A 24,562-nucleotide genomic window follows, 5' to 3' on the forward strand; every position below is an offset into this window, starting at 1 on the left:
TGCTGGCCCCACCCGATGGGGTGCAGGAGGGAGCGAGGTTTGTGTAACCTTTTGGATCGGCATACCCAAAGCCGAGCCGGGGGGCATGCAGGTGGATGGCGGAAGAATTGCAGCTCGAGGCTTCCAGTTCCAATATATGCGAACACTGGAAGCTATGTTGTCAGCACGCGACAGCGCTCATACCTGCCGGATAGAAGGACCCGAGCCGAACTCAACCTCGCTGGAAGATAGAGAAGTTGTCGACTTCGACATTCTGAACAGCGCCGGGGAATGCCTGGTGGCAGCTCAAGTCAAGAGCGGTGGTCCTGGTCGCACGGTTAGCGCTCACAACTCCTTCTCTGTTCTTGCTCGCCTCGTCCGTTCTGGCGTATCGCAACGATATGAGCTAATCACCAACATGATCCCGGATCGGCAATGCTCTGCATTAACTGAAGCGCTCAGAAATAGCGAGTCGACTTCCGATCTCAAGAGTAAACTCAAAGATATTTTGGGAAGGTCGAAACAAAGCCTTTCACTTCTCGATGAGATGACGACAGAGGAGCTTGACCGGCTAACTCGGGCACAGGTGATATTTGACGCGCGCACGGACGCCGAAGTCAGAGCAGACTTGCATGCTTATGTGCGGGCCTACAGAAACCGTCAAGATGTGGCAATAGGGGAACGGTCCGCAGGGCTCCTTGTTGGCTATCTCTTGAGTGAAGTGCATGCAAGGGCAGCATCAAGCGCCAGTAGCTGGATGATCTCCGACTTCAGACGTGAATGCCTGGTCGAAGATGAGACGCTGCTTCGCGCGCTGGGCAAGCAAGATTGGGGCACCGTCTTCGGCCCAGTCGCTCCGGTCCCGGACGTAAGTCGTTCTTCTCTCCTGCAAGAGATTGAGGCGGCATTTCCTGACGTGGTTCCCTGTCGAACCGTTCGAACCTGCGCATTAACCGGCCTGTCAGGAATCGGGAAGTCAAGTTTGGCGTCTGCATATCTGGCGAAAAACGCGTTCAAATATGACTTGATTCTGTGGATCGAGGCGGGCTCCGAAGAATCCCTGGCAATGTCGTTTCGGAAAGTCGATACACATCTATCACAAAACTCTGGGGAAGGGGCAGGTGGTGATGACGTCCCTCTACTTAGAGAGCGGGTTCATTCCTTCCTTGCTACGCTGCCCGGGCGATGGCTCATGGTGTTCGACGACGCACGGGCACGGGAGGTGGATAGTTGGCTGCCGGATCTTGGTAGCGGCGATGTTCTTATTACGTCTATCGACAGTGCGGCCTGGAATCGCTGCAATGCCAAGCTCGCCGTTGGATCCATGGACTTGCCTGAGGCGACCTGTCTCATAAGTAATCGTCTACGCATGTCCGCTACTGAAGTCGAAGAGTTTGATCAGCAGATCTGCTCCTTGGCTCTCGCCCTTGAGTGCTGGCCATTGGCGCTGGAGCTTGCCTGCGGATATATTGACAGCTGCGAGATGCCGATAGCAAGCATCGGTGAGTACCTCGACTCCCTTAAGAAGCGGGCACTCGGTGATTCCTTTTCAGTCCCTCGCGGTTACCCCCGGACGCTCATTGCGGCCATTCACCTCAGTATGCGCCATGCCTCGGATCTTGCCGAACGTGAGGGACCAGAAGTACAGCACGCTCTCCTTCAGATAGTCGGTGCCTGTTGCTTTTTCAACTCCCAGCGCATTCCAATCCATTTGGCCACTGTTTCAGCCCTCGTTGATCCAAACCAAATAAAGACGGCGAGCGGTGGTATAACAATCGATGAAAGCGGCTCAGATATCCCCGTACGGGAAGTGATCCGTCTTTTGACTCGCGTGTCTTTTGCGAGGTACGACGCGCCACTGGACAGGCTAGACTGCGGCTCAGACGCAAAAGCTGACGACACGATCACTCTGAACTCCGTCGTCCAAGAGATACTGCGCAGCATCTTCAGTCTCAACTCCCCCATTCCAGATCTATTGTCTCAAGCTGCATTTCATACGGAAAGATGGCTGCGTGAGGCATTGGACCTCGGAGTCGGGCTGCGAGCACACGAAATATCTCTCCATGCGAGTGAGCTTGCTCATCATGCGGCATTGCTAAATGTAAGGAGTAATTTCACCGCTCATCTCCTGGGTAACCTGGCATCTTTTCATCACTCACGCGGGAATAACCAGCTCGCCCTCAGGCTTCTGAGGACGGAGTTGGATTGGCTTGAGGGCATGGAAGATGCAAACGAGGTGCTTGCCATACAAACACGGATCTCCCTAGCGGCACTCCTTTTAAACAGCCCAGACCTCGACCACGCCCCGGACGACTCCCCAAGCCGACATCTAGGACCGGTGCTCGACTACGTCAAACAGCTTGCACGAGAGAATGACGGAAGTGCAGCTTTCCTGGCTGCCGAGTGCGCCTTCACCCTCAAACAGGCTGAAACGAATGGGCGATCCTCGCCACAAATCTCCGAGTTGGCAGAGGAATTCGAGGAGCTGGTACGTCAACTACCCGAGACGCCGGCCTCTCGCAGTATCACTGCGACCTTCGAAGTTGCCAAACTCATAGGAGAGAATCGAGGCGCTGAAGCAACTTCGCTAGCCAAGGATGTGCTGGAGCGCTGGAAGGGAGTGGTTACACCACCAATCGTCGAACTACGCAGACTTCTGGTCGAAGCTCTGGTGCATGATCTCCGATGGGAGGAAGCAGCAGAAGAGTTTGGGAAGCTAGCACCCCTATTCGGGAAACATTCACTCTATCATCACTCGGCGCTTCATTTGCTACACAATGCAGGGCTTTCTTGCGCCTTGCATTGGGGCATATTTGGCACGAAAGAGGCGCTACGTCTACTCGAAAAAATAGTTTCAGTCGCCGATCTAGCACACATACTCAACGGAACAGACAGGGAAAGCGAAAGACTACGCTTTGTGCTGCTTGAATCCCTGGCCGCATACAGCGGATCGGGGATTGAGGCCTTCGAGCTCAAGTTGCAAGATTCTGATTTGGATGCGCTTGATTCTGGCGAAGCATCGGATGTCGCGTGGGTACTTGCCGCTAGCGCATCGGTGGCTCGGGTGCGCCACAACCCGGGCGCTGAGCCAGCGGAAGGATCGAAGTACACATTCGATCACGAAGAACTCATGCGGGCCGCCAGCGATACTGAAGCACGATGTTGGCTTATCACTGCTGATGAGTTTGACAGCATGCTCGCGGTTCTAGGGGAAAGGCGAGGCCGGTTCAGTTGGCTCGGCGCGGTGGATGACGTTCCCCTTGCGATCATTGAACCGCGTTACATGCTGGGGTCCACCCATAGGGTCACGGGTGAGACAATGGAGATGCAGGTCTTCGGTATCTGTGCGGCTGGTTTCCATGACGCTCGTAATGAGGGTCCGATGTTCCTCGCTTCCCCGGGCTGGCGCTTGGAAGTGAACTCTGATGAAGTCCTTCTGGTGGACGGGTATGGAGGTCTTTGGGCTGTAGCCCAGGCGAGGCCGTCGCAACATTGGGTTACCAGGGCAAACGAGTGCGGCAGAGTGCGAGTACTCTATGGATTTGGATTCGATCTGCATCTCCGAGGAGAAGAGGATACTGATCGTCCGATCCAGGACTTCAGGGATGCGGCACAGCGGGGCTTTCTCTGTACTTCGCTCGTCCGATGGGGTGGATCTAGAGTGGTGCCCCCACACGTCAAAATGAGTCGCGGGCGAGCTCGTACACCGAAGAAACGAAATCGGCGCCGTAAGTGAAGTACGTAGGTCGGCGGAGCGGCTTTGGGCGGGAGCTGCTTTGGCGCGAGTGATCATGGCCCCGTAAGCTTCCGGCGCGTCGGGCAGTCTGTGGACCTGCCCGGTAAAGCACGACGTTGGGGCCATGATCTTCGAGGCTCGCGCCAAAGTGGCTGCCTAAAGCCGTGGAGCCGACCGCCCCAGCCACGACGTGTTCTGACCTCCGCTGGGCCGTCTCACCCATACCCCGGCCTGGTCTTCGCCCCTTGTGGGCGCGGACGGGCGACGGCGCGCGGCCCCGGTGACGAAGGCAAGGAGGGGCGGCGCGACGGCGACCGGCCGGCGCCGCCGCGCTGTGCGCGGCACCTCCGATCTGTGATCGGACTGCTTGCAGTTCAGGAGGCCGGGGCAACGGCGAGCGAAGCGAGCCCTTGATGATGTAGAGAAAGTCTTACCGCGCTAGTGACCTGGCATCGAGGAATCGATCATGCAGCCCGGCTCTTAGGCTCCTCGCCGTGCTCCAAGTAGACCGGAGCAGAGCTTCCCCTCGCCTCGACAGCCGCCCTGATGCGTCGGGCCAGGCGTGGGATCGTCCGCTCGGCCAGCTGGTCCGCAGAGACAAAGGCAAAGCTCTTTAGCTCGTCCGGCTGGAGCTTGATGCTCGCCAACCGGTCCTGACTGAGCTGACCGCCGTCGAACAGGTACAGCACCTTGTCGCCCTCGGCGTCGTTGGGGGCCCAGTCGACCGCGAGTAGGCGTCCGATGGGCGGGGTGATCCCCAGCTCCTCCTGGACCTCGCGGATGGCGGCGTGCAGCGGGGACTCGCCGGTCTCGACGTACCCGCCGGGGATCTCCCAGTAGTCCTTGTAGGAGGGCTCCACCATGAGGACCCGCCCGGCGGCATCAAAGAAGAGCGCACCCGCTGCCATGCGCGGGTGCGCCATCTTCGCTTCGTGTGCATTCGGCGCCATGCAGCCGAGGGTACCCAGGTCAGACCACGCGCAGCCTGTCGGCCAGGTCCGCCAGGTTCCGGCTCGGCCGGCCGCGCTGCCCTCGCACCCAGGTGAGCACCAGTTCCCGCGCCAGGTAGTGGCTCCGCACCTGCTCTGGTGCCCAGCTCTCTGCTTCGAGGACTTTGGCGAGCGCGTCGTCCATCCGGTTGTGGGCGCTGAGGGCCCGGGCTACCTCGAGGTTGTGCCGTGTACGGCGTTCCGTCGGCAGTCCGGTCGTGTCGATCTGCGGGCCCAGGTCGACCGCTACCTGCATGTCGCCCAGCTCGGCCGCCGTGGCCACTCGGTGAATGGCGACGTTCGTCGGCCCGAAGGCGGTCCAGACGTGGTTGGCGTCGGTGCCGAGTCGGTCGGCTGCCCGTTTCGCCTCGTCCAGGAAGGTCCGCGTCGTGGCCCGGTCGTCGGCACGGGCTGAGGCCATGGACCCGGCCAGGAACAGGGTCCCGTAGATGGACAGGAACTCGGGCGTTGCCTCCTGGAGACCCGGCCGGAGGTATTCGCCCGCGTCCCCGACCAGTTGTACGGCTGCGTCGAACCGGCCGTTGGACAGCAGGCAGTGTGCGACGGACCGGAAGAGGGAACCGGTGACGACCGGGTTGCCGGACTGCTGTGCTGCTGCCAGGCCGCGGTCGGCCGCGATCCATGCCAGGTCGGTCTCGCCGAGCTTGGTGAGCACCATGGCCGCGCCTTGGTACGTCATGGCCATCAGCTCGTGTGCCCGCTCTCGCTCCCGGCCCTGGTAGGACTGGGCGGCGATGAGTGCGTCGGCCAGGAGCAAGGGCAGGCGCCGGGTCGCGAAGCCGTAGCGCGATTCCTGGTAGGCGTCCCACACCTCTGCGACGTTGCGGCTCAGCTCGTCGAGCGATGTCGGCTCGCCTTCGGTGGCGACGCCCAGCAGGGGTGTCAGCTGGCGGTAGTTCATGAGGGCCGAGCGGAGTGCCGGCACCGTGCGGGTGCCGCTGTCGGGCGTCCATTCCAGGAGGGTGGGTTCGGCCAGGAGGTCGCCGAGCGTCACGTCCAGGGCGTCGGCGAGCGACTTGATGACCGAGAGCCGGTCCAGCTCGATGCGGTTGTTCTCCGCCTTGCTCAGCCAGTCGACCGTGCGGCCCACGAGTCCGGCCAGGACCTCTTGGGAGATCCCCCGCCTTCGGCGGTACCAAGCGACTCGTTCACCGATCGTCAGGTTCGTCGTCATTCCTCGCATGGCTAGAGCGTCTTCCCATCTCCCTATGGGACCCCGGAGGAATTTTCCGGGGTAGTGCGCCGCCTCGCCTCTAGCGTCGTAGCTACCCCGAGAGGTGGCCAGGCCGAACACGCGACGAAGGAGCCACGATGCCGCTGACGCCGGCCGAAGTGGTGGAGCTGACCCGAGAAGTGAAGGAGCTGGCCGAGGAGGTGAACGTCATCGCACACCGTGCTGACGAGCTGGTCAGCCGTCTTGCGGCTGCCTTCGCACCAGTTGCTCAAGCTGATCCATCCGCTCCGCGAGCCGACGCACCTCGCGTCGTACGTCGGACAGATAACCGGCGATCTCCTCGAACTCCGGGCTGTGCTTCGTCTGACGGGGCTCCTCGGGGAGGGTGACGAAACTGCCCTTGCCCTGGTGGGAGATCGCGTAGCCGTCTTCACGTAGCCGGGAGATCGCCTGGCGGGCCACGGTCCGCGAGACGTCGTGGTCGTTCATCAGCTCGGTCTCGGACGGCAGTTTGGTGCCGGGTTCCAGCTCTCCCTGCCGGATGCGCCTCTTGAAGTCGTCGGCGATCTCCAGGTACTTCGCCCGCCCGGTGAACTCGGCCATAGCCCCTCTCAGTGCTTGTCGCACTAAGTGCAGCACATCCAACCGACACCCGTCGAGAAGCACTTGACGTACTAAGTGTGTCAGGTGGACTCTCGTGACAGGTCGACGTACTAAGTACGTCAAGTTCCGATCTCTAGGAGCGCACTCATGCGTCAGATCCCCGTCGACACCTCCGCGGCGACCGTGATGGTCGCCAAGACCCCGCAGCCCAAGGTCAAGGACCGCCGTACCGGCGAGATCGCCACCGACGTCGAGACCGGCGCGAAGCTGATGACCGTGGACGTGATGTTCGCGGCCAACGACGAGGTGGAGATCCTGTCCATCACCGTCCCCGAGCCGGGCATCTCCGGTGAGCTGACCATGGGTACCCCGGTCGCGCTCACGGGCCTGATCGCCCGGCCGTGGGAGAACGACTTCAACGGTCAGAAGCGGCACGGCATCGCCTTCCGCGCCGTCGCGGTCACGTCCCTTGTCGCCGCTGCCGCGAACTCCAAGGCGGCCTGATCATGACCGCGTTAACGGTCGCTGTGGTGCTGGTCGTCGCCGCTGCGGGTCTCCTGCGGTGGCGGCGCCCCGCCTGGTACTGGATGACCTTCGGCGTCACCCTGGCGAGCCTGCGGGTCCTGGTCCGCTACGCCTCCGTCATGGACGCCTGCGGGCTGACGGTCCCGCCCTCGCGCTGGCGTCTGGCTCTGGCCCGGGTCACCAACCGGCCCGTGCCGGAATCCCGTCCACCGCGCATCCTGCGCTTCCGCCCGACCCGGACCGGCCTGGTCCTGCGGCTGGGACTGCGCCCCGGCCAGGACGCCTTCGACGTCGCCGCCGCCTCGGACCGGCTTCGGCACTCGTTCTCGATGTACGGAGTCACCTCGCGTGAGGTGCGCTCGGGGGTCGTGGAAGTGCGGATGACCGGCTACGACGTTCTCAAGCGGGTGCAGATGCCCGCCAAGGTCGACACCCGGCCGATGCGTGTGCCGGTCGCCCTGCGCGAGGACGGCTCGGTGCACTACCGCGACTACCGCGCCGTCCCGCACGCCCTCACCCTCGGCGCCACCGGGTCGGGTAAGTCCGTCTATCAGCGCAACCTCGTTGCCGGGCTGGCCCCGATGGACGTCGCCCTGGTCGGCATCGACTGCAAGCAGGGGGTTGAGCTGTTCCCGCTGGCCCGCCGGTTCTCCGCCCTCGCTGACAACCCCGACACCGCCGCCGAGCTGCTGGACGCGCTCGTGTCCCGCATGGAAGGGATCTACCAGCTCATCCGGGCCGAACAGCGCATCACCGCCGCGGTACCGGACGCCGAGATAGCCGCCGACATCTGGGACCTGCCCGACCACCTGCGACCGGTACCGGTCGTGGTCCTGGTCGACGAGGTCGCCGAACTCGCCCTGTTCGCCACCAAGGACGAGGAGAAACGGCGCGACCACATCATCACCGCCCTGGTCCGCCTCGCCCAGCTCGGCCGCGCGGCCGGCATCTACCTCGAAATCTGCGGCCAGCGCTTCGGCTCCGAACTCGGCAAGGGCATCACCATGCTCCGCGCCCAGCTCACCGGCCGCACCGCCCACCGCGTCAACGACGAGACCTCCGCCAACATGGCCTTCGGCGACATCTCCCCGGACGCCGTCCTCGCCGCCATCCAGATCCCCGCAGAACGGCGCGGCCTTGCCATCTCCGGGGATGTCACTGGGGGCTGGCACCGCATCCGCGCCCCGCACACCTCGCTCCGGCAGGCAGTCAACACCTGCAACCGGCACGCAGACCGCACCCCGGACCTGCCCGAGCTGGCCCCCTTCCGGCCGCAGTTGACCGCTACCGCTGCAACCGCAGTGCCGCAGTCCAAGACGGCTCCTGCCACGGCCTGACCACCCCGCTCCCCGGTCGGCGCGACCGCTTCGCGCCAGGTCCCTACCCCTTCCATGCCTGATCCCAGAAAGGCCCTCCCGATGTTCTGCGAGCACTGCGGCGACCTCGACGGCGCCGAGACCGGTACCGACCACGACGAACGCGACTGCCCCTGGTACGAGACCGCCGACGACGACACCCCGGAGGACTGACGCCATGTGCCCCGACTGCGAGGACTTCGCCCGCACCGTCCTGCTCCTGGGCCAGCTCGCCCTCTACGCCGGCACCACCGGCGCCGACCTCGACTTCGTGGACGCCGTCAGCCCGTCCCTGGCCGCCTCGCTCCCGCAGCCGCCGACCGGTGAGGAGTCCTGATGGCCGCCCGTCACGGTCTGCGCGTCGACGCCGTCCTGGTCCAGGCCGTCATCGCCGGAGCCTTGTCCTTCGCCCACCTGCACGACCTGGCCGCCGCTGCCGGACAGGACGGCTGGAAGGCCTGGGCCTACCCCGTCTCCGTCGACCTGCTCCTGGTCGCCGCCTGGCGACGGCTCCGCAACGAGGGCCCGTCCCGCTTGGCCTGGTGCTGGTTCCTCATCGCCCTGTTCGCCTCGCTGGGCGCGAACGTCGCCACCGCCGGGTTCCTCGACCTGACCGACCCGCCCGCGCTGCTCCGCCTCGGCATCGCCGGATGGCCCGCCCTGGCCTTCCTCGGCGGCACCCTTCTCGCCCACTCCGCCAAGCAACCGACGACCGAACCGCCGGCACCCGCCCCGGCCCCGGAACCCGACATCGCGAACGACCAGGAACCGGCCCCCGAACCCGCCCCGGGCCTGGAGGCCGCCCCGGACCCGGTGGAGGAACCTCCGGCGCCTCCGTCCGCCGACCCGGTGCCCGCGGTTCCCGCCGTCCTGGTCGACCACGCCCGCAAGGTCGCCGCCGACTACCGCGACCGCACCGGCGCCCCCATCGACACCGACACCCTGCGCGCCCGCCTCGGCGTCCCGCCCCACCTCGCCGACGCCATCGCCGCCCAGCTCGCCTGACCCGGAAGGAGAACCCTGCCGCCATGCCCGCCCGCGACAACTTCCACTCCGTGATGCGGATCGGTCCCGTGCAGATCGGCACTCACCGCGACCGCAACGGCCGGACCAAGTACGCCGCCGTGTGCACCGCCGACCGCTGCGGCTGGTCCGCCGACTACTTCAGCCAGACCGCCGCCCAGCTCGCCGCCCGTACCCACCGCTGCCGCGTCCGCTAGGAGACACCGCCGTGCAGGTCCCGCTCTGGTTCGCTCTCGCCGTCGTCGGCTACCTCGGCGTCAAGTTCCTCCGCCCGCCCTGGTGGCTCGTCGCCGTCCTCCTCCTCGGCGGCTACCTCCTCGCCGACAGCGTCCTCGCCCCCGCCATCGACACCGCCCTCACCAAGTAGCGAAGGGAGAACCGCCATGCTCCGCCCGAAGATCCCGACCATGCCCACACCGACCGGACTCGTCTCCCCGCCCACCGTCATCGAGCCGACCACCGTGGTCCAGCACCACCCGGCGCCCGTCCCGGCTCGGGCCGCCCAGGTCCCCTCCCGGCCCACCGTCCAGCTCACCCCGGGAGCCGTCCTCGCCCTCGTCGGCGGCGGCACGGCCGTGGTCCTGGTCGTCGGTGCCGTCCTGGTCTCGATGCTCCTGGCCGTCGCCGTCACCGGCGCGTCCGTCGCCGTCTGCGCCGTGGTGATCCGCTCGCTCATCTCCTCGCAGCACCGCCGCTGAGCGGTCCCAGGGGCGACGCACAAGCCGCCAAGCACGCCGCCGCTCCTGGGACCGGGTTCCGCCAAGCCAACCGCCATCGCCAAGGGACAAAGACATGGACCTGCACATGGCCGCGAGCATCGTGCCGTTACTCGGCTGGGCCGTGCACGGCGGCATCCTCACCCGCCGCCTCGTATCCGCCCGCCGCGACCCGCTCACCGGCCTGCTCACCCGCGCCGGATGGACCACCCGCGCCGAACACTGCATCCGCCGGCACCCGACCGCCGCCGTCCTCCTGGTCGACCTCGACCACTTCAAGACCCTCAACGACACCCACGGCCACGCCGCCGGGGACGCCGCCCTCGTGGAGATCGCCGCCCGGCTGCGCGCCTGGTGCGGACGCAACGGCACCGCCGGCCGCCTGGGCGGGGACGAGTTCGTCGCCGTGATCCGGGACCTTGCCGCCGTCGACCTCGACGCGCTGACCGTCGCACTGCACCGGCCGCTGCCCTACGCCGGGACGTCGCTCCCGCTGGCCGCTTCGGTCGGCGTCTGCCCCGTCGCAGAGCTGGCGGTTCCGCTCCTCACGGACGCGCTCGCCGCCGCCGACGCGGCCATGTACGCGGCCAAGGGCCGTACCCGCAGGGGCTCCCGCGCCACTCGCTGAAAGGCCACCGGGTGGCGCACAAGCCGCCAAGCACGCCGCCACCCGGGGCCGTTCCTTCCAACCGCGATCGAAAGGAACCACCATCATGGCCCACCACACCCCGCCCCCGCCGAGGATCTGCCCGGCCTGCGACGGCTTCGCCTCCGTCGCCGTCACCCTCGGCGGCCGCGACCACCGGGGCCACCTGCGCACCATCACCGCCCACTGCCCGGCCTGCCAGGGCACCGGCACCACCCGCCCCGCCCGCCGGCAGGGGGTGAACGTCTGATGCCCCGCCGCTGGAGCCTCGGAGTCGACCGCATCCTGTCCGACGAACTGGACGGCGACTACGACCGCCTGAAGAAGACCGCCAAAGCCCACCAGCTGCACGACACCGACCGGGCCACCAAGCCCGGCCGCCACGGCCGCTCCTCCAACACCGCCGCGAGCGAGGACGCCAACACCCCGCAGAAGCGAGGTTGGCGCCGTTGACCCCGAAAGCCCTGCTCGACCCGACCACCCTCGGCGACCTGCTGAGGGTGGCTTCGGCCTCTGACTACCACCGCTGGCAGGAACAGATCCGCCGCACCGGCGGCTGCGCCGACCCCATCCACCTGACCGGCTGGGTCCTGCACAAGGACAAGACCACCGGCGAGACCCTGCACCACTACTCCACCGAGGGCGAACCCGGCGGACGGCTCCGCCTCGCCTGCGGCAACCGCCGCGCCTCCCGCTGCCCCTCCTGCGCCTGGACCTACGCGGGCGACACCTACCACCTCATCCGCGCCGGACTCGCCGGGGACGACCGCCGCGACATCCCCGCCACCGTCCGCGACCATCCCCGCGTCTTCGCCACCCTCACGGCCCCCTCGTTCGGCCGCGTCCACAACCGGCCTGATCGGGGCGTCTGCCACTGCGGCACCCGCCACGCCGCCGACGACCCCGCACTCGGCACGGCCCTCGACCCGGAGACGTACGACTACGCGGGCGCGGTGCTCTTCAACAACCACGCCGGACAGCTCTGGCAGCGCTTCACCAACCGGCTCCGCCGTGAGATCGCCGCCCGCGCCGGCCTCTCACAGCGGGAGCTGAAGGAATGCGCCCGGCTGTCCTACGGCAAGGTCGCCGAGTTCCAGAAACGCGGCGCCCTGCACTTCCATGCCGTGATCCGCCTCGACGGACCGGAAGGCCCGGACACCCCGCCGCCCACCTGGGCAACGATCGACGTCCTCACCGACGCGATCCGCGCCGCCGCCACGCACTCCTACACCTCGGTCTCCGTCCCGGCCGTCGCCGACCAACCGGCCCGGACCTTCCGCTGGGGCCGACAGCTCGACGTCCGACCAGTCAAGGCCTTCGGGGACGGCTCCGACATCACCGAGCAGGCCGTCGCCTCCTACGTCGCCAAGTACGCCACCAAAGCCGCCGAGAACACCGGCACCCTCGACCGCCGCATCGGCGAACTCTCCGAACTCGACCGCCACGGCGTCCCCGACCACACCCGCCGCCTGATCGAAGCCTGCAAGCTCCTCGACCCGCTGTACCCGGACCGGCGCCTCTGGGCCTGGGCGCACATGCTCGGCTTCCGCGGCCACTTCTCCTCCAAGTCCCGCCGCTACTCCACCACCCTCGGCGCTCTCCGCCAGGCCCGTGCCGACTACCGCGCCGCGCAGGAACACGCCGTCCTCGGCCTCGACGACCAGGAGCCGGACACCGTCCTCGTCCTGGCCGACTGGCAATACGCCGGCCACGGCCACACCCCCGGCGAATCCGTCCTCGCCGCCACCATCGCCCGCGACCTCCAACTCAACCGCGAAACCGCCCGCGAAGCCCTGCAAGACCTGCTCCTGGAAGGAGCCGCCGCATGACCGTCCCCACGCTTCCCGAGCGGTACCTGACTCCGGCCGACGTCGCCGAGCTGCTCGGCGTTCCGGTCGAGACGCTGTACCAGTGGCGTCGCAAGCGCACCGGCCCCCGCGGCTTCCGCGTCGGCCGGCACCTGCGCTACGACCCCAGCGACGTGCGCGCCTGGGTCGGCTCCCTCATGGAAGGGGCCGCGTAATGGCCGGGCACATCCAAGACCGCTGGTACAAGACCGAGGCCGCCCCGGACGGGAAGACCCGCAAGGTCAGGACAGACCGCTACGGCACCGGCATGCGATACCGCGCCCGCTACGTCGGCCCTGACGGGACCGAGAAGTCCAAGAGCTTCCCCGATGGCAAGAAGCGGCTCGCTGACCAGTGGCTCGCCCGTATCGAGGCGGACATGTCGCGTGGCCAGTACGTCGACCCTGACGCCGGGAAGGTCACCTTTCAGCAGTACGCCGCTGAGTGGCTGACCGGGCAGACGACCGACCCGACGACTCGTGAGAACACGGAGCGCCGTCTTCGCCTGCATGCCTTCCCGTACCTCGGAAACCGTCCGCTCTCCTCGCTCCAGCCGTCCGACATCCGTGCCTGGATGCGCAAGCTGGAGGACACGGGAAGCGCCGGATCGTCCCGTCGTGTGATCTTCGGGAACGTCTCGGCGGTGCTCTCCGCCGCTGTTGACGATGGTCGCCTCGCGCGTAATCCCTGCCGAGCGGGCTCGGTCCGGCGCCCGAAGCTCTCCCCTGGACGTGTTACTCCGTGGTCTGCCGACCGGGTGTTCGCCGTGCGGCGGGGGCTGCCTGAGCGGTTCCGGGCCATGGTCGATGTCGGAGCCGGTTGCGGACTTCGGCAAGGGGAGATCTTCGGGCTGCCCGTTGACGAGGTGGATCCGCTGTCCGGGGTCCTGCATGTCACCCAGCAGGTCAAGATCGTGGACCGGAAGCTGGTCTTCGCTCCGCCGAAGAACGGCAAGCTCCGCGACGTGCCGCTGCCGGACTCGGTCGCCTTCGCGCTCGCCGAGCACATGACGGCCTTCCCGCCGGCCGAAGTCACGTTGCCCTGGATGCGCCCCGACGGAGAGCCGGTGACCAAGCTCCTGTACTTCACTGCCGCTGATGGCGGGGCGGTCTGGCGCAGCGCCTTCAACGCGCATGTCTGGAAACCCGCCCTCGCCGCTGCGGGGGTGATCCCCAAGCCCGGGCCGGGCGAGCGGTACAAGGAGGCCCGCGAAGACGGCATGCACGCGCTGCGGCACTTCTACGCATCGGTTCTCCTCGACGCAGGGGAGAGCATCAAGGCCCTGAGCGCCTACCTCGGCCATGCCGACGCCGGGTTCACGCTCCGCACCTACACCCATCTCATGCCGAGCAGCGAGACGCGTACGCGGAAGGCTGTCGACGCGATGTACCGCACGGCCCACAAGGCTCCTACGGCCCCCTGACGGCCCACGGGTTCGGCCCTCGCCCCTGATCTCCGGGAAACCGCTGGTCAGGGGCATTCTCGTCCTGTTCGTGGACTACTTTAACTAGAACTGGTTTCAATAGGAGGGTGCGCATGGACATGCTTGAACTGATGGCGTGGCTGGCCGAGCGTGGAGTCACGACCGTGTTCAAGGTCGACGGCGACCGCATGATCGAGCACCGGAAGGCGTGGACGGTCGTCGTCAGCGGCGGCCCTCTGGGCGAGGATTCCTTCTTTCGCACCGACCTGGCCACGGCTGACGCATGCCTGGACGCGTTGCTCGCACACCTGGAGAGCAAGGGCCTGTCGCCGTTCGGGTGATCGGCTCGCTTCCCGCCCTGTCCGTGGACTACTGCAAGTAGAACTGGTATCAGTTCTGAAACGGCGTCAGAAACGGCGGATGCGGTGCGGCGGGAGGCAGTCGGCCATGACCGAGCTCGTGGAACACGGACAGCTGCTCATCGGCGGGGAGTGGACCGACCCGCTGGGCCGGGACGTCATCGAGGTGATCTCGCCGCACACCGAGGAGGTCATCGGCCGGGTGCCGCACGCGTCCCGGGCCGACGTCGACCGGGCCGTGGCCGTCGCGCGCCGCGCCTTCGACGAGGGGTCCTGGCCCCGGGCCTCGCTGGAGGAGCGGATCGCGGTCGTCACCCGCATCAAGGACGGCATCGCCGCCCGGCACGAGGAGATCGCCCGGGTGATCTCCTCGGAGAACGGCTCCCCTTACTCGTGGAGCGTCCTCGCCCAGGCGCTCGGCGCGATGATGGTGTGGGACGCGGCGATCCGGGTCGCCCGGGACTTCACCCACGAGGAACGCAGGGACGGCGTGCTGGGCCCGATCCTGGTCCGGCGGGAACCGGTGGGCGTGGTCGCCGCCGTCGCGCCCTGGAACGTCCCCCAGTTCGTCGCCGCCGCCAAGCTGGCCCCCGCGCTGCTGGCCGGCTGCACGGTCGTCCTCAAACCGTCCCCGGAGTCCCCGCTGGACGCCTACCTCCTCGGCGAGATCGCCCGCGAGGCCGGGCTCCCCGAGGGCGTGCTGTCCATCGTTCCCGCCGACCGCGAGGTCAGTGAGTACCTGGTCGGCCACCCCGGCGTCGACAAGGTCTCCTTCACCGGCTCGGTCGCGGCCGGCAAACGCGTGATGGAGGTCGCCGCCCGCAACCTCACCCGGGTCACCCTGGAGCTGGGCGGCAAGTCGGCGGCGCTGGTGCTGCCGGACGCGGACCTGGCGGCGGCCGTCTCCGGGATCGTCCCGGCGGCCTGGATGAACAACGGGCAGGCCTGCGTGGCCCAGACCCGCATCCTCGTCCCGCGCGCCCGCTACGTCGACTTCGCCGACGCCTTCGCGCAGGCGGCGCGCGCCCTCGTCGTGGGGGACCCGCTCGACCCGGCCACCCAGGTCGGCCCGCTGGTCGCCCGGCGCCAGCAGCAGCGGAACCTGGACTACATCCGCATCGGCCAGGAGGAGGGCGCCAAGATCCTCACCGGCGGCGGCCGCCCGGAGGGCCTGGAGCGCGGCTGGTACGTCGAGCCCACCCTCTTCGGCGACGTCGACAACTCCATGCGCATCGCCCGCGAGGAGATCTTCGGCCCGGTCATCTGCCTGATCCCGTACGGCGACGAGGCCGAGGCCGTGCAGATCGCCGACGACTCCGACTACGGCCTGTCCGGAAGCGTGTGGACGGCGGACCTCGGGCACGGCATCGACATCGCCCGGCGGATCCGCACCGGCACCTACTCGGTCAACACCTTCAGCCTCGACATGCTCGGCCCGTTCGGCGGCTACAAGAACTCCGGCCTGGGGCGGGAGTTCGGCCCGGAGGGGTACGGCGCGTACCTGGAGCACAAGATGATCCACCTCCCGGCGGGGGCGTAGCCCATGGGCGACCGCTGGCACGTGGAGGTCGACCGGTCGCTCTGCATCGGCTCGGCCCAGTGCCTCCACCACGCCCCGGCTGGCTTCCGCCTCGACCCCGCCCGCCAGTCCCGCCCGACCGCCCCGGACACGGACGCCAACGAACGGATCCTGGCAGCGGCCGAGAACTGCCCGGTGGAGGCGATCGTGATCACCCTGCGGGACAACGGGGAGGCGGTGTTCCCGCCGGAGGACTAGGCACCCGCCCCGCATGTTGGTAAATGGTGGCAATTGAACGGTTCCGTCACCGGTGTCCCGTTCTATGCTGGTACCAGCCTACGAGGCGAGTGAGGGAGCCCCACCGGAGTAGCCGACTTGGGCGAGACGCAGAAGCATCCGCCCGTGCCGACAGCGACGGAAGGGCTGAGAGGCCGGAAGGCAGCAGTCAGGCCGTACGGCGACCCCCATCACCTGATCCGGACCATACCGGCGAAGGGAACCCGTCTCGTAGGTCCTTCCGTGTGTCACGGGCCGCGCCAGGCGCGCTCCACCTGCTCGAACCGTCCGGCGTAGGCGTCCGGCGGCAGGGCCGCGCGGAGGTGGGGGAGGTCGGAGGGGCGCAGGAGGCCGAAGGCCGCCGGCGGCAGCGCGGCGAGGACCTGTGCCGTGCGGGCGGCCAGCCAGTCGTGCAGCCCCAGCTCCGCCGCGAGGCGCAGGAGACCGATGAGGGCGGCGGGGTGCGTGGCGCCGGCCTCGGGCAGGTCCAGGCTGTCGAGCAGCCGGTCGAGGCGGTCGGCGGCGGCCGTGCCGGTCGGGCGGCCCGACCAGCGCCACGTCCGGGTGGAACGGCTCAGGCGGGTGATCTCCAGCAGGGACCGCAGGGGCGTCGGAGCGTCCCGGGCGAGGAGCGTGAGCAGCAGGGCCGACGTGTCGGCCAGGCGGGCACTTCCGCGGTCCATGGCGTGGGCCACGCAGTCCAGGAGCGCGTGCTCCATGCGTTCCGTGACGCGCACCTCTCCCTCGCTCAGCACGTGCCGCAGCAGGGAGAGGACGGACTCGAGAGCCTCGTCGTCCAGGTCGGGGGCGTCGTGGACGAGCTGGCGGAGCACGGCTTCGAGGTAGGCGGTGCGTTCGTCCGACTCGGGCCCCAGCGAGTGGTGCAGGCATTCGGTGTACAGGTCGGGCAGCGCCTCGGGCTCGTAGACGTCGCGGGTCAGCAGGGCGAGCAGCGGCTGGAGCGCCGACCGGTGCCCGGTGCCGGCGAAGTCGGCGGTGAGGGAGAGGGCGGTCGGGAACCGGAGCAGCACGGGAAAGCCGACGTGCACCAGCTTCTCGGTGTCGCGGTCGCCGGCGAACGAGACCCGCCTGATCAGATCCGTGACGTGCCGCGTGGAGGCCGGCCACCGCTCCAGCGCGGCGGACAGCGGTCTGGTCCGGCGGGGCGGATACGTCCGGAGCGACCCGTTGAGCACATGGTCCGTGAGCGGAGCCCGCTGCATGGTGATCTCCACATCCGGCCGCTGTGCGCCCCGCTGGCCCGGATCGGGGCGCCGGCAGCGCTCGACGTGGAGCGTCGACGTCAGCGCGGCCCAGGACTCCACGGACAGCTGCCCCTGCCACTGCAGCGCGTGGCGCCGCCACCCGTCCGCCGCGTCCCCCTCCCCGTCGCAGTCCCCGTCCCCGTCGGTGTCGACGAGCTGCGAGCCGAGCACCGTACCCGCCGCCAGTACGGCGATCAGCAGGAGGTTCACCTCGTACACGGCGTCCCGGTACGCCCTGCGCAAGCGCACCGGCGCGTAGGCGACGGGCCTGCGGGCCCCGCAGTCCCATCCGGCGGCGCGGAACAGGCCGACCAGGGCCGGCACCAGGGCGGCACGGGCGCGGTCCGCCGGCCAGGCCGCGAGCATGTCCCGCAGGTTCTGCACGAGTTGCGCCCGGTCGGTGAGCGGGGCGAAGGACAGCAGTGCGTACAACTCGCCGTCGTCCGGCGGCTGGGGGCCCGTGACGAGGCGGCGCAGCGCCTGCTCGATCAGCCGGGCGGCCAGGTGCTCGCCGAAGGTCGCGTGCATGAACTCGTAGCTGCGCAGCCGCTCCTCCGTGACGACGGCCTGCGCCTCGTGCACGAAGAAGAAGCGGCCGAACAGCAGTCCCGAACCGTCGTCCGCCGCGCCGGGTGCCGAGGCGCCGAGTGCCCGCAGGTCCCGGTCGGCGTCCTCGCCGCTGATCGCCTGGGCACCCCGGTGGAACATCGAGAGGGCGACCACGGACAGCCGGTGCAGTTCGCGGTCGACGGCGCCGGCCGTCTCGGCCGGGGGCAGCGGGCCGTCCTTGTCGACCTGGCGGCGGACGAACTCCCGCAACAGCCGGTCGTACAACTGTGTGCGGTTGATGTCCTCGTTCCCCGGCAGGCGCAGGGCGTTGCCGGTGGAGTCGTACAGCGCCAGCATGAGCAGGAGCAGTGGCTGCGCGGCCAGGTCCCGGTGCGGGAGGACGACCTCCAGGGTCAGCGGCGGCTGCGCGCACCGGGCGAAGTGATCGCGGTTGGTGGCGTTCCAGACGGCGAGCCACCGTTCGATCTCCGGCTCGTCGAAGGGTTCCAGGCGGATCACCTGGCTGGCGTACGGGATGTCCGCGCGGTCGGCGACCACCGTGCGGCTCGTCACGATCACGATCAGCGGGCGGCCGAGCCCCGCCTCCCGCCTCTGGAACTCCTTGATCTCCTGCAGATAGCCCCACTGATGCCCGTGACCGAGCTTGTGGGCACCCGCCTGGAGCAGTTCGTCGAAGCCGTCGAGCAGGACCACGGGGAGGGGGCCGTCGGGCTCCTGGTCGTACCAGTCCGGCCAGGTCGCATCCCGTCCCGTGTGGCGCTTCAGGGCGTGTTCCAGCTGGGTCTGGAGGTCCGCCTCGGCCGGTGCGTGCCGCAACTCCACCCGCAGGGGGCGGAACTCGCCGGCCGGCAGCCGGGCCGTCAGCAGCTTCGTGAGCAGGGACTTCCCGGCGCCCGGGTGGCCGAGCACGACGAGCGGCGCCAGCAGCGCGGGCAGGCCGAGGACGTGGGCGGCGAGGAACCGCTCGATGTCGTCGTGCAGGGGCCGCCGGTCCCACCACTTGTCCGAGGCGACCCCGGCCCGTGCGCTCCGGGACGGCTCCGCGAGCCGGTAGCGCGGGGTGACGTAGCCGTCCGCGAGGCTGGGCAGCCGCGGGCCCGGGCCGTCGATGGACGCGATCGGGGCCCGGAGCACCGCTCCGGCGGGTGCGCGGTCCGCCGGCCGGCCGGCGCATTCCGACAGGAGGTCACCGAGTCCGGCCAGCCCCAGGGGAGCGGGACCGGCCGCCCGGCCGCCACCGACGGCCGAGGGCACGCCCGCCACCAGCGCGAACTCGGGGCAGGCGGCGGCCAGTACGGTCGCCAGGCGCTGGTACTCGGCGGTGATGCGGGACGCCTGGACGGCGTCGCCGCCGGTCCTGAAGGGCGCGAGCGGGGAGGCGTGGGTCCCGTGGGTGCCGTCCGCCAGGTCCCGGATCAGCGGGTAGGCGTCGGCGAGGTTCGTGGACCGCACCACCGCGGCGGCCACCAGCACCACGCGCGCGGCCTGGACGAGTGCGGCGCGTTCGACCCCCCGGACCGCCCGTACGCGGGCCGGGAGGTGGCGCAGGAGGCGGGCCAGGGCACGAGGCTCCTCGTGGGGGCCTCGTGGCGGGGTCATCAGGGTGTCCACCACAGCCATCAGCTGCTCGCGGCCCCCGGCCAGCAGCCGCACCGCCTCCCCGACGCCCATCTCGACGCAGTCCGTCGCGTGGACGCGCGGCGTGGGCACCGACGCCGGCGGCGCGGGAAGCCGCTCGGCCCGCTCGGGCGCCGTCTCCGCCGTCCGCTCCAGCTCCGCGTGCCTGCTCTTCCAGTACCCGGCGTCGAGGTTCATCCCGGGAGGCGGCGGCTGGGGTCCGTTCCGCTCGGCGCACAGGCCCACGATCCTCCGGACGACGTCCCAGTCCGGCACCCTGCGCCGCCGACCGTTGAGCAGCTCCGAGACCGTACTGGTGCTGCGCAGCCCGAGCACCTCGGCGATCTCGCCCTGCGACACACGGCACTTGCGCACCAGAAGGCGCAGTTCGGCGCAGAAGTCCGCGACGGGACCCGCCGGTGGTGCTGCCAACTCCCCACCCCTTCGGTGCGATTCGGCGGATGTCTCCGAAGGGTACGGCCCGACCTGCGGGTTTCGCCCGGAGTTCGGGGGGATTCGGAGTACGGCCGGGTGGGTGCGCCAGGGAGCGAAGGTCGTCGTGCACGCCGTCGGTCGTTCGTCCCGGAGGGAACGCCATGATCTTTCAGCTGCCGGTCGCCGTTCAGCTGCCCGTCCTGCTCGCCGCGCTCGTCTTCCTCGCCGTCTACGCCGGGGTCGTCCTGCCCGCCGTGTGGTCCCGCCGGCCGGCCCGGCGTACCGCGGCGCTCAGGGTGCTCGACCGGCTCCTGGGGGCGCTGCGGCGCTGGCGACGGGGGTGACCGGAGGCGAGGACCGGCTTCGTGAGGCCGGTCAGCTGCGCGCGGCCGGGTCCGTCAGGTCGATCAGGCGGCACACCGTCTCGATGTCGATCTTCACCTGGGCGATGGAGGCGCGGCCCGACAGCCAGGTGATGAGGGCCGAGTGCCAGGTGTGCTCGATGACCCGGACCGCGGAGAGCTGCTCGGGGGTCGGATCCGCCAGACCCATCGCGTCCAGGATGATCGCGGTGGTCTGGCGGGAGACCTGGTCGACCTCCGGCGAGACGCTGCGGTCGGCGAAGGTGAGCGCGCGCACCATCGCGTCCGCCAGGTGCGGCTCGCGCTGCAGCGCCCGGAACGCGCGCATCAGGGTCTCGGCGACGCGCTCGGCCGCCGTGTCGCCCGCGGGCGGCTTCTTGCGCAGGGTGCCGTGCATGTGCTCCAGCTGGTCCTGCATCGTGGCGACCAGCAGGTGCACCTTGGACGGGAAGTAGCGGTACAGCGTGCCGAGGGCCACCTGGGAGGACTCGGCGACCTCGCGCATCTGCACCGCGTCGAACCCGCCCCGGCTGGCCAGCTGCGCGCTGGCGTGCAGGATCCTGCGCCGGCGGGCCTCCTGTCGCTCCGTGAGGGGTGACGAGGCCGGGCGCGAGGTGCTGGCTTCCGCAGGCATGGGTCCCGTTCCGTGACAGTCGGTGAGGGTGTCTGTAGGGCTCGTGATCAGACAGGATGGCAGGGCCGCGCGCCGTGGCGCGAATCACCTGATCCACTGCTCACAGCGCCCCTACCTGCCGGTAGATTCAGAGCCTCTTGAACGATCAAGTCTGAAACTTGTTCTAGATTAGCGTCCCGTCGTAGTCTCGCGGGACAGTGCAGGCAGAAGGGGGCACGGAGTGACCGCTGAGGCCCGGGAAGCGGGTGCCGGAAACGGACCCGTTGCCGGTGGGGGCCCCTCCCGCCCGAGCGCAGCCGAGGGTGGGGGAGAGCGACCGCTCCGCATCGCGCTCCTCACCTACAAGGGGAACCCGTTCTGCGGGGGACAGGGTGTCTACGTACGGCACCTCTCGCGCGAGCTGGCCCGGCTCGGCCACCGCGTCGAGGTCATCGGCTCGCAGCCGTACCCCGTCCTCGACGAGGGCTACCCCGGCCTCACCCTCACCGAGCTGCCCAGCCTCGACCTCTACCGCCAGCCCGACCCCTTCCGCACCCCCAAGCGGGACGAGTACCGGGACTGGATCGACGCCCTGGAGGTCGGCACCATGTGGACCGGCGGCTTCCCCGAGCCGCTGACCTTCTCGCTGCGCGCCCGCCGGCACCTGCGCGCCCGGCGCGGCGAGTTCGACGTCGTCCACGACAACCAGACCCTCGGCTACGGCCTGTTGGGCGACATCGGCGCCCCCCTGGTCACCACGATCCACCACCCCATCACCGTGGACCGGCAGCTGGAGCTGGACGCCGCCGGCACCTGGCAGCGCCGCTACTCGGTGCGCCGCTGGTACGCCTTCACCCGCATGCAGAAGCGCGTCGCCCGCCGGCTGCCCTCGGTCCTCACCGTCTCCGGCAGCTCCCGCCAGGAGATCGTGGACCACCTCGGCGTCCGCGACGACCGCGTCCACGTCGTCCACATCGGCGCCGACACCGACCTGTTCGCGCCGAATCCGGCCGTCCCCGAGGTGCCGGGCCGGATCGTCACCACCTCCAGCGCGGACGTCCCGCTGAAGGGGCTGGTGTTCCTCGTGGAGGCGCTCGCCAAGGTGCGCACCGAGCACCCGGCCGCGCACCTCGTCGTCGTCGGCAAGCGCCCGCAGGAGGGCCCGGTCGCGCAGGCGATCGAGCGGTACGGCCTCGCGGGCGCCGTCGACTTCGTCAAGGGCATCTCCGACGCCGAACTGGTCGACCTGATCCGCTCCGCCCAGGTGGCCTGCGTGCCCTCCCTGTACGAGGGCTTCTCGCTGCCCGCCGCCGAGGCCATGGCCACCGGCACCCCGCTGCTCGCCACCACCGGCGGCGCGATCCCCGAGGTCGCCGGCCCGGACGGGGAGACCTGTCTGGCCGTACCGCCCGGCGACGCGGGCGCGCTGGCCGCCGGGCTCGTCCGGCTGCTCGGCGATGCGGAGCTGCGGGTGCGGCTGGGCCGGGCGGGCCGCGAACGGGTGCTGCGCAACTTCACCTGGGCCCGCGCCGCCGAGGGCACGGTCGCCCACTACCGCGAGGCCATCGCCCGCTCCGCGGGCCCCCACCGCCCCGCGGCCGGCCACAGCCGTCCCGCGGCCCCGACCACCGGCCGCTCCGCGGCCCCGGCAAGTGTTGCAGGCGTCTCCTCCGAAAGCAGGGCCACGTGCTGACCGTCGACTTCTCCCGGTTCCCGCTCGCCCCCGGCGACCGTGTCCTGGACCTCGGCTGCGGAGCCGGCCGGCACGCCTTCGAGTGCTACCGGCGCGGCGCCCAGGTCGTGGCACTGGACCAGAACGGCGAGGAGATCCGCGAGGTCGCCAAGTGGTTCGCGGCGATGAAGGAGGCCGGAGAGGCGCCGGAGGGCGCCACCGCCACCGCGATGGAGGGCGACGCGCTGGCCCTGCCCTTCCCCGACGAGTCCTTCGACGTCGTCATCATCTCCGAGGTGATGGAGCACATCCCCGACGACAAGGGCGTGCTCGCCGAGATGGTGCGCGTGCTCCGGCCGGGCGGCCGCATCGCGATCACCGTGCCGCGCTACGGCCCCGAGAAGGTCTGCTGGACGCTGTCCGACGCCTACCACGAGGTCGAGGGCGGCCACATCCGCATCTACAAGGCGGACGAGCTGGTCGGGAAGGTCCGCGAGGCGGGCCTGAGGCCGTACGGCACCCACCACGCGCACGCGCTGCACTCGCCGTACTGGTGGCTGAAGTGCGCGTTCGGCGTCGACAACGACAAGGCGCTGCCGGTGCGGGCGTACCACAAGCTGCTGGTCTGGGACATCATGAAGAAGCCGCTCGCCACCCGGCTCGCCGAACAGGCGCTGAACCCGCTGATCGGCAAGAGCTTCGTGGTCTACGCGACCAAGCCGCACCTGCCCCGGCTCGCCGAGACCGACGGGGTGGCCGCCAAGTGACCACCCCCCGGACAGAACACCTCGTCCTGCCCGGGGTCCTCACCGCCGAGCAGGCCGCCGCGACCGTCCGCGGCATCCTCGCCGTGCAGCGGGAGGACGGCGCGATCCCGTGGTTCCGCGGGCATCACCTCGACCCGTGGGACCACACCGAGGCCGCCATGGCCCTGGACGCGGCCGGCGAGCACGAGGCCGCCGAACGGGCCTACGACTGGCTCGCCCGGCACCAGAACGAGGACGGCTCCTGGTACGCCGCCTACGCCGACGGCGCCCACGACGAGGTCACCGACCGCGCCCGCGAGTCCAACTTCGTCGCCTACATAGCCGTCGGCGTCTGGCACCACTACCTGTCCACGGGCGACGACACGTTCCTGGACCGGATGTGGCCGACCGTCTACGCGGCCGTCGAGTGGGTGCTGCGCCTGCAGCAGGCGGGCGGGGAGATCGGCTGGCGCCGCGAGGACGACGGCACGCCCACCTCAGACGCCCTGCTGACCGGCAGCTCCTCGATCCACCACGCCCTGCGCTGCGCCCTCGCCCTCGCCGAGGAGCGCGAGGAGCCGCAGCCGGACTGGGAGTTGGCGGCCGGGGCGCTGCGGCACGCGATCCGCCGCCACCCCGAGCGCTTCCTGGACAAGGACCGCTACTCGATGGACTGGTACTACCCGGTCCTCGGCGGCGCGCTCACCGGAGCGGAGGCCAAGGCCCGCATCGAGGCGGACTGGGACCGGTTCGTCGTCCCCGGGCTCGGGGTGCGCTGCGTGGTGCCCAACCCGTGGGTGACCGGCGGCGAGTCCGCCGAACTGGCCCTGGCCCTGTGGGCGATGGGCGAGTCCGACCGCGCGCTGGAGATCCTCCAGTCCATCCAGCACCTGCGGGACCCGGAGAGCGGCCTGTACTGGACGGGCTACGTCTTCGACGACGACGCGATCTGGCCCCGCGAGCTGACCACCTGGACGGCGGGCTCCCTGCTGCTGGCCGTGGCCGCACTGGGCGGCCACGACGCCACGTGCGCGGTGTTCGGCGGCGACCACCTGCCGGCGGGCCTCGACCCGGACTGCTGCCGCTGAACG

At 69.3% G+C, this 24,562-nt stretch carries 27 protein-coding genes; 22 read left to right on the forward strand and 5 right to left on the reverse strand.

Going from position 1 to position 24,562, the window contains the following annotated elements:
* Window positions 1-154: 154 nt before the first annotated feature.
* Window positions 155-3,715 (forward strand): hypothetical protein, encoded by a 3,561-nt coding sequence (locus tag ABZ923_RS04410; RefSeq protein ID WP_361466634.1) that lies wholly within the window; start codon window positions 155-157, stop codon window positions 3,713-3,715.
* A gap of 464 nt (window positions 3,716-4,179) precedes the next feature.
* Here the strand turns inward: ABZ923_RS04410 and ABZ923_RS04415 are convergent, their stop codons facing one another.
* The 3 genes from ABZ923_RS04415 to ABZ923_RS04425 all read right to left on the reverse strand — a co-directional run bounded on the left by ABZ923_RS04415 (window position 4,180) and on the right by ABZ923_RS04425 (window position 6,502).
* The gene (locus tag ABZ923_RS04415; RefSeq protein ID WP_361466637.1) at window positions 4,180-4,665 is read right to left on the reverse strand and encodes an NUDIX hydrolase; all 486 of its coding nucleotides are present in this window, start codon (window positions 4,663-4,665) and stop codon (window positions 4,180-4,182) included.
* Between the two features lie 19 nt (window positions 4,666-4,684).
* Window positions 4,685-5,899 carry a helix-turn-helix transcriptional regulator gene (locus ABZ923_RS04420; RefSeq protein ID WP_361466639.1) on the reverse strand — a complete coding sequence of 405 codons (1,215 nt, stop codon included), beginning with the start codon at window positions 5,897-5,899 and terminating at the stop codon, window positions 4,685-4,687.
* A gap of 234 nt (window positions 5,900-6,133) precedes the next feature.
* Window positions 6,134-6,502: a winged helix-turn-helix domain-containing protein gene (locus ABZ923_RS04425; protein WP_361466642.1), complete on the reverse strand. Its 369-nt coding sequence runs from the start codon at window positions 6,500-6,502 to the stop codon at window positions 6,134-6,136.
* Between the two features lie 147 nt (window positions 6,503-6,649).
* Here ABZ923_RS04425 and ABZ923_RS04430 point away from each other — a divergent pair, with 147 nt between their 5' ends.
* From ABZ923_RS04430 to ABZ923_RS04510, 17 genes are all read left to right on the forward strand, one after another.
* Window positions 6,650-7,006, forward strand: a complete 357-nt coding sequence (locus ABZ923_RS04430) for a hypothetical protein (RefSeq protein ID WP_030346257.1) — start codon at window positions 6,650-6,652, stop codon at window positions 7,004-7,006.
* 2 nt (window positions 7,007-7,008) lie between these two features.
* Window positions 7,009-8,364, forward strand: a complete 1,356-nt coding sequence (locus tag ABZ923_RS04435) for an FtsK/SpoIIIE domain-containing protein (RefSeq protein WP_361466645.1) — start codon at window positions 7,009-7,011, stop codon at window positions 8,362-8,364.
* Between the two features lie 54 nt (window positions 8,365-8,418).
* Window positions 8,419-8,556: a hypothetical protein gene (locus ABZ923_RS04440; RefSeq protein WP_353755688.1), complete on the forward strand. Its 138-nt coding sequence runs from the start codon at window positions 8,419-8,421 to the stop codon at window positions 8,554-8,556.
* A 4-nt stretch (window positions 8,557-8,560) separates the two neighbouring features.
* Window positions 8,561-8,719, forward strand: coding sequence for a hypothetical protein (locus ABZ923_RS04445; RefSeq protein WP_361466648.1), 159 nt, complete (start codon window positions 8,561-8,563; stop codon window positions 8,717-8,719).
* Window positions 8,719-9,387, forward strand: a complete 669-nt coding sequence (locus tag ABZ923_RS04450; RefSeq protein WP_361466651.1) for a DUF2637 domain-containing protein — start codon at window positions 8,719-8,721, stop codon at window positions 9,385-9,387. Before ABZ923_RS04445 ends, ABZ923_RS04450 begins: the two co-directional genes overlap by 1 nt.
* A gap of 23 nt (window positions 9,388-9,410) precedes the next feature.
* The gene (locus tag ABZ923_RS04455; protein ID WP_361466653.1) at window positions 9,411-9,602 is read left to right on the forward strand and encodes a mobile element transfer protein; all 192 of its coding nucleotides are present in this window, start codon (window positions 9,411-9,413) and stop codon (window positions 9,600-9,602) included.
* A gap of 11 nt (window positions 9,603-9,613) precedes the next feature.
* Window positions 9,614-9,772, forward strand: coding sequence for a hypothetical protein (locus tag ABZ923_RS04460; protein WP_107066016.1), 159 nt, complete (start codon window positions 9,614-9,616; stop codon window positions 9,770-9,772).
* A gap of 16 nt (window positions 9,773-9,788) precedes the next feature.
* Window positions 9,789-10,103 carry a SpdD-like protein gene (locus tag ABZ923_RS04465; protein ID WP_361466656.1) on the forward strand — a complete coding sequence of 105 codons (315 nt, stop codon included), beginning with the start codon at window positions 9,789-9,791 and terminating at the stop codon, window positions 10,101-10,103.
* Between the two features lie 94 nt (window positions 10,104-10,197).
* On the forward strand, window positions 10,198-10,749 hold the full coding sequence (locus tag ABZ923_RS04470; protein ID WP_361466659.1) for a GGDEF domain-containing protein: 552 nt from the start codon (window positions 10,198-10,200) through the stop codon (window positions 10,747-10,749).
* A gap of 85 nt (window positions 10,750-10,834) precedes the next feature.
* Complete coding sequence (locus ABZ923_RS04475; protein ID WP_361466661.1) at window positions 10,835-11,017, forward strand: hypothetical protein; 183 nt, start codon at window positions 10,835-10,837, stop codon at window positions 11,015-11,017.
* Entirely contained in the window at window positions 11,017-11,220 is a 204-nt protein-coding gene (locus ABZ923_RS04480; protein WP_361466664.1) for a hypothetical protein, read from the forward strand. The genes ABZ923_RS04475 and ABZ923_RS04480 overlap by 1 nt, the downstream gene beginning before the upstream one ends.
* The gene (gene repSA, locus ABZ923_RS04485; protein WP_361466666.1) at window positions 11,217-12,596 is read left to right on the forward strand and encodes a replication initiator protein RepSA; all 1,380 of its coding nucleotides are present in this window, start codon (window positions 11,217-11,219) and stop codon (window positions 12,594-12,596) included. The genes ABZ923_RS04480 and repSA overlap by 4 nt, the downstream gene beginning before the upstream one ends.
* A complete protein-coding gene (locus ABZ923_RS04490) occupies window positions 12,593-12,790 on the forward strand; it encodes a helix-turn-helix domain-containing protein (protein ID WP_361466669.1) in 198 nt (65 codons plus the stop codon). Before repSA ends, ABZ923_RS04490 begins: the two co-directional genes overlap by 4 nt.
* The gene (locus ABZ923_RS04495) at window positions 12,790-14,037 is read left to right on the forward strand and encodes a site-specific integrase (protein WP_361466671.1); all 1,248 of its coding nucleotides are present in this window, start codon (window positions 12,790-12,792) and stop codon (window positions 14,035-14,037) included. Before ABZ923_RS04490 ends, ABZ923_RS04495 begins: the two co-directional genes overlap by 1 nt.
* A gap of 113 nt (window positions 14,038-14,150) precedes the next feature.
* Window positions 14,151-14,378 carry a hypothetical protein gene (locus ABZ923_RS04500; protein ID WP_361466674.1) on the forward strand — a complete coding sequence of 76 codons (228 nt, stop codon included), beginning with the start codon at window positions 14,151-14,153 and terminating at the stop codon, window positions 14,376-14,378.
* 106 nt (window positions 14,379-14,484) lie between these two features.
* The gene (locus ABZ923_RS04505) at window positions 14,485-15,936 is read left to right on the forward strand and encodes an aldehyde dehydrogenase (RefSeq protein ID WP_361466677.1); all 1,452 of its coding nucleotides are present in this window, start codon (window positions 14,485-14,487) and stop codon (window positions 15,934-15,936) included.
* Window positions 15,937-15,939: 3 nt separating this feature from the next.
* A complete protein-coding gene (locus ABZ923_RS04510) occupies window positions 15,940-16,173 on the forward strand; it encodes a ferredoxin (RefSeq protein ID WP_361466679.1) in 234 nt (77 codons plus the stop codon).
* A gap of 266 nt (window positions 16,174-16,439) precedes the next feature.
* Here the strand turns inward: ABZ923_RS04510 and ABZ923_RS04515 are convergent, their stop codons facing one another.
* Window positions 16,440-20,075: a helix-turn-helix domain-containing protein gene (locus ABZ923_RS04515; protein WP_361466682.1), complete on the reverse strand. Its 3,636-nt coding sequence runs from the start codon at window positions 20,073-20,075 to the stop codon at window positions 16,440-16,442.
* 164 nt (window positions 20,076-20,239) lie between these two features.
* Between ABZ923_RS04515 and ABZ923_RS04520 the strand changes: the two genes are divergently transcribed.
* Complete coding sequence (locus tag ABZ923_RS04520) at window positions 20,240-20,422, forward strand: hypothetical protein (RefSeq protein ID WP_361466685.1); 183 nt, start codon at window positions 20,240-20,242, stop codon at window positions 20,420-20,422.
* A gap of 31 nt (window positions 20,423-20,453) precedes the next feature.
* Here ABZ923_RS04520 and ABZ923_RS04525 read toward each other — a convergent pair whose 3' ends face one another.
* On the reverse strand, window positions 20,454-21,074 hold the full coding sequence (locus ABZ923_RS04525) for a TetR family transcriptional regulator (RefSeq protein WP_358640844.1): 621 nt from the start codon (window positions 21,072-21,074) through the stop codon (window positions 20,454-20,456).
* A 325-nt stretch (window positions 21,075-21,399) separates the two neighbouring features.
* On the opposite strand from ABZ923_RS04525, the gene ABZ923_RS04530 reads away from it, so the two are divergent.
* The 3 genes from ABZ923_RS04530 to ABZ923_RS04540 are packed head-to-tail and all read left to right on the forward strand — an operon-like array spanning window position 21,400 to window position 24,559.
* Complete coding sequence (locus ABZ923_RS04530; RefSeq protein WP_361466929.1) at window positions 21,400-22,746, forward strand: glycosyltransferase family 4 protein; 1,347 nt, start codon at window positions 21,400-21,402, stop codon at window positions 22,744-22,746.
* Window positions 22,740-23,492 (forward strand): class I SAM-dependent methyltransferase, encoded by a 753-nt coding sequence (locus ABZ923_RS04535; protein WP_361466690.1) that lies wholly within the window; start codon window positions 22,740-22,742, stop codon window positions 23,490-23,492. The genes ABZ923_RS04530 and ABZ923_RS04535 overlap by 7 nt, the downstream gene beginning before the upstream one ends.
* Window positions 23,489-24,559, forward strand: coding sequence for a prenyltransferase/squalene oxidase repeat-containing protein (locus ABZ923_RS04540; RefSeq protein ID WP_361466693.1), 1,071 nt, complete (start codon window positions 23,489-23,491; stop codon window positions 24,557-24,559). The genes ABZ923_RS04535 and ABZ923_RS04540 overlap by 4 nt, the downstream gene beginning before the upstream one ends.
* Window positions 24,560-24,562 lie beyond the last annotated feature (3 nt).

This window comes from Streptomyces sp. NPDC046881, assembly GCF_040645015.1.
Lineage (GTDB): Bacteria > Actinomycetota > Actinomycetes > Streptomycetales > Streptomycetaceae > Streptomyces.

Bases quoted from the DNA above. Each gene is read 5' to 3' on its own strand.
- ABZ923_RS04410 (WP_361466634.1), top strand. From the start codon at position 155: ATGTTGTCAGCACGCGACAGCGCTCATACCTGCCGGATAGAAGGACCC.
- ABZ923_RS04415 (WP_361466637.1), bottom strand. From the start codon at position 4,665: ATGGCGCCGAATGCACACGAAGCGAAGATGGCGCACCCGCGCATGGCA.
- ABZ923_RS04420 (WP_361466639.1), bottom strand. From the start codon at position 5,899: ATGACGACGAACCTGACGATCGGTGAACGAGTCGCTTGGTACCGCCGA.
- ABZ923_RS04425 (WP_361466642.1), bottom strand. From the start codon at position 6,502: ATGGCCGAGTTCACCGGGCGGGCGAAGTACCTGGAGATCGCCGACGAC.
- ABZ923_RS04430 (WP_030346257.1), top strand. From the start codon at position 6,650: ATGCGTCAGATCCCCGTCGACACCTCCGCGGCGACCGTGATGGTCGCC.
- ABZ923_RS04435 (WP_361466645.1), top strand. From the start codon at position 7,009: ATGACCGCGTTAACGGTCGCTGTGGTGCTGGTCGTCGCCGCTGCGGGT.
- ABZ923_RS04440 (WP_353755688.1), top strand. From the start codon at position 8,419: ATGCCTGATCCCAGAAAGGCCCTCCCGATGTTCTGCGAGCACTGCGGC.
- ABZ923_RS04445 (WP_361466648.1), top strand. From the start codon at position 8,561: ATGTGCCCCGACTGCGAGGACTTCGCCCGCACCGTCCTGCTCCTGGGC.
- ABZ923_RS04450 (WP_361466651.1), top strand. From the start codon at position 8,719: ATGGCCGCCCGTCACGGTCTGCGCGTCGACGCCGTCCTGGTCCAGGCC.
- ABZ923_RS04455 (WP_361466653.1), top strand. From the start codon at position 9,411: ATGCCCGCCCGCGACAACTTCCACTCCGTGATGCGGATCGGTCCCGTG.
- ABZ923_RS04465 (WP_361466656.1), top strand. From the start codon at position 9,789: ATGCTCCGCCCGAAGATCCCGACCATGCCCACACCGACCGGACTCGTC.
- ABZ923_RS04470 (WP_361466659.1), top strand. From the start codon at position 10,198: ATGGACCTGCACATGGCCGCGAGCATCGTGCCGTTACTCGGCTGGGCC.
- ABZ923_RS04475 (WP_361466661.1), top strand. From the start codon at position 10,835: ATGGCCCACCACACCCCGCCCCCGCCGAGGATCTGCCCGGCCTGCGAC.
- ABZ923_RS04480 (WP_361466664.1), top strand. From the start codon at position 11,017: ATGCCCCGCCGCTGGAGCCTCGGAGTCGACCGCATCCTGTCCGACGAA.
- ABZ923_RS04490 (WP_361466669.1), top strand. From the start codon at position 12,593: ATGACCGTCCCCACGCTTCCCGAGCGGTACCTGACTCCGGCCGACGTC.
- ABZ923_RS04495 (WP_361466671.1), top strand. From the start codon at position 12,790: ATGGCCGGGCACATCCAAGACCGCTGGTACAAGACCGAGGCCGCCCCG.
- ABZ923_RS04500 (WP_361466674.1), top strand. From the start codon at position 14,151: ATGGACATGCTTGAACTGATGGCGTGGCTGGCCGAGCGTGGAGTCACG.
- ABZ923_RS04505 (WP_361466677.1), top strand. From the start codon at position 14,485: ATGACCGAGCTCGTGGAACACGGACAGCTGCTCATCGGCGGGGAGTGG.
- ABZ923_RS04510 (WP_361466679.1), top strand. From the start codon at position 15,940: ATGGGCGACCGCTGGCACGTGGAGGTCGACCGGTCGCTCTGCATCGGC.
- ABZ923_RS04520 (WP_361466685.1), top strand. From the start codon at position 20,240: ATGATCTTTCAGCTGCCGGTCGCCGTTCAGCTGCCCGTCCTGCTCGCC.
- ABZ923_RS04525 (WP_358640844.1), bottom strand. From the start codon at position 21,074: ATGCCTGCGGAAGCCAGCACCTCGCGCCCGGCCTCGTCACCCCTCACG.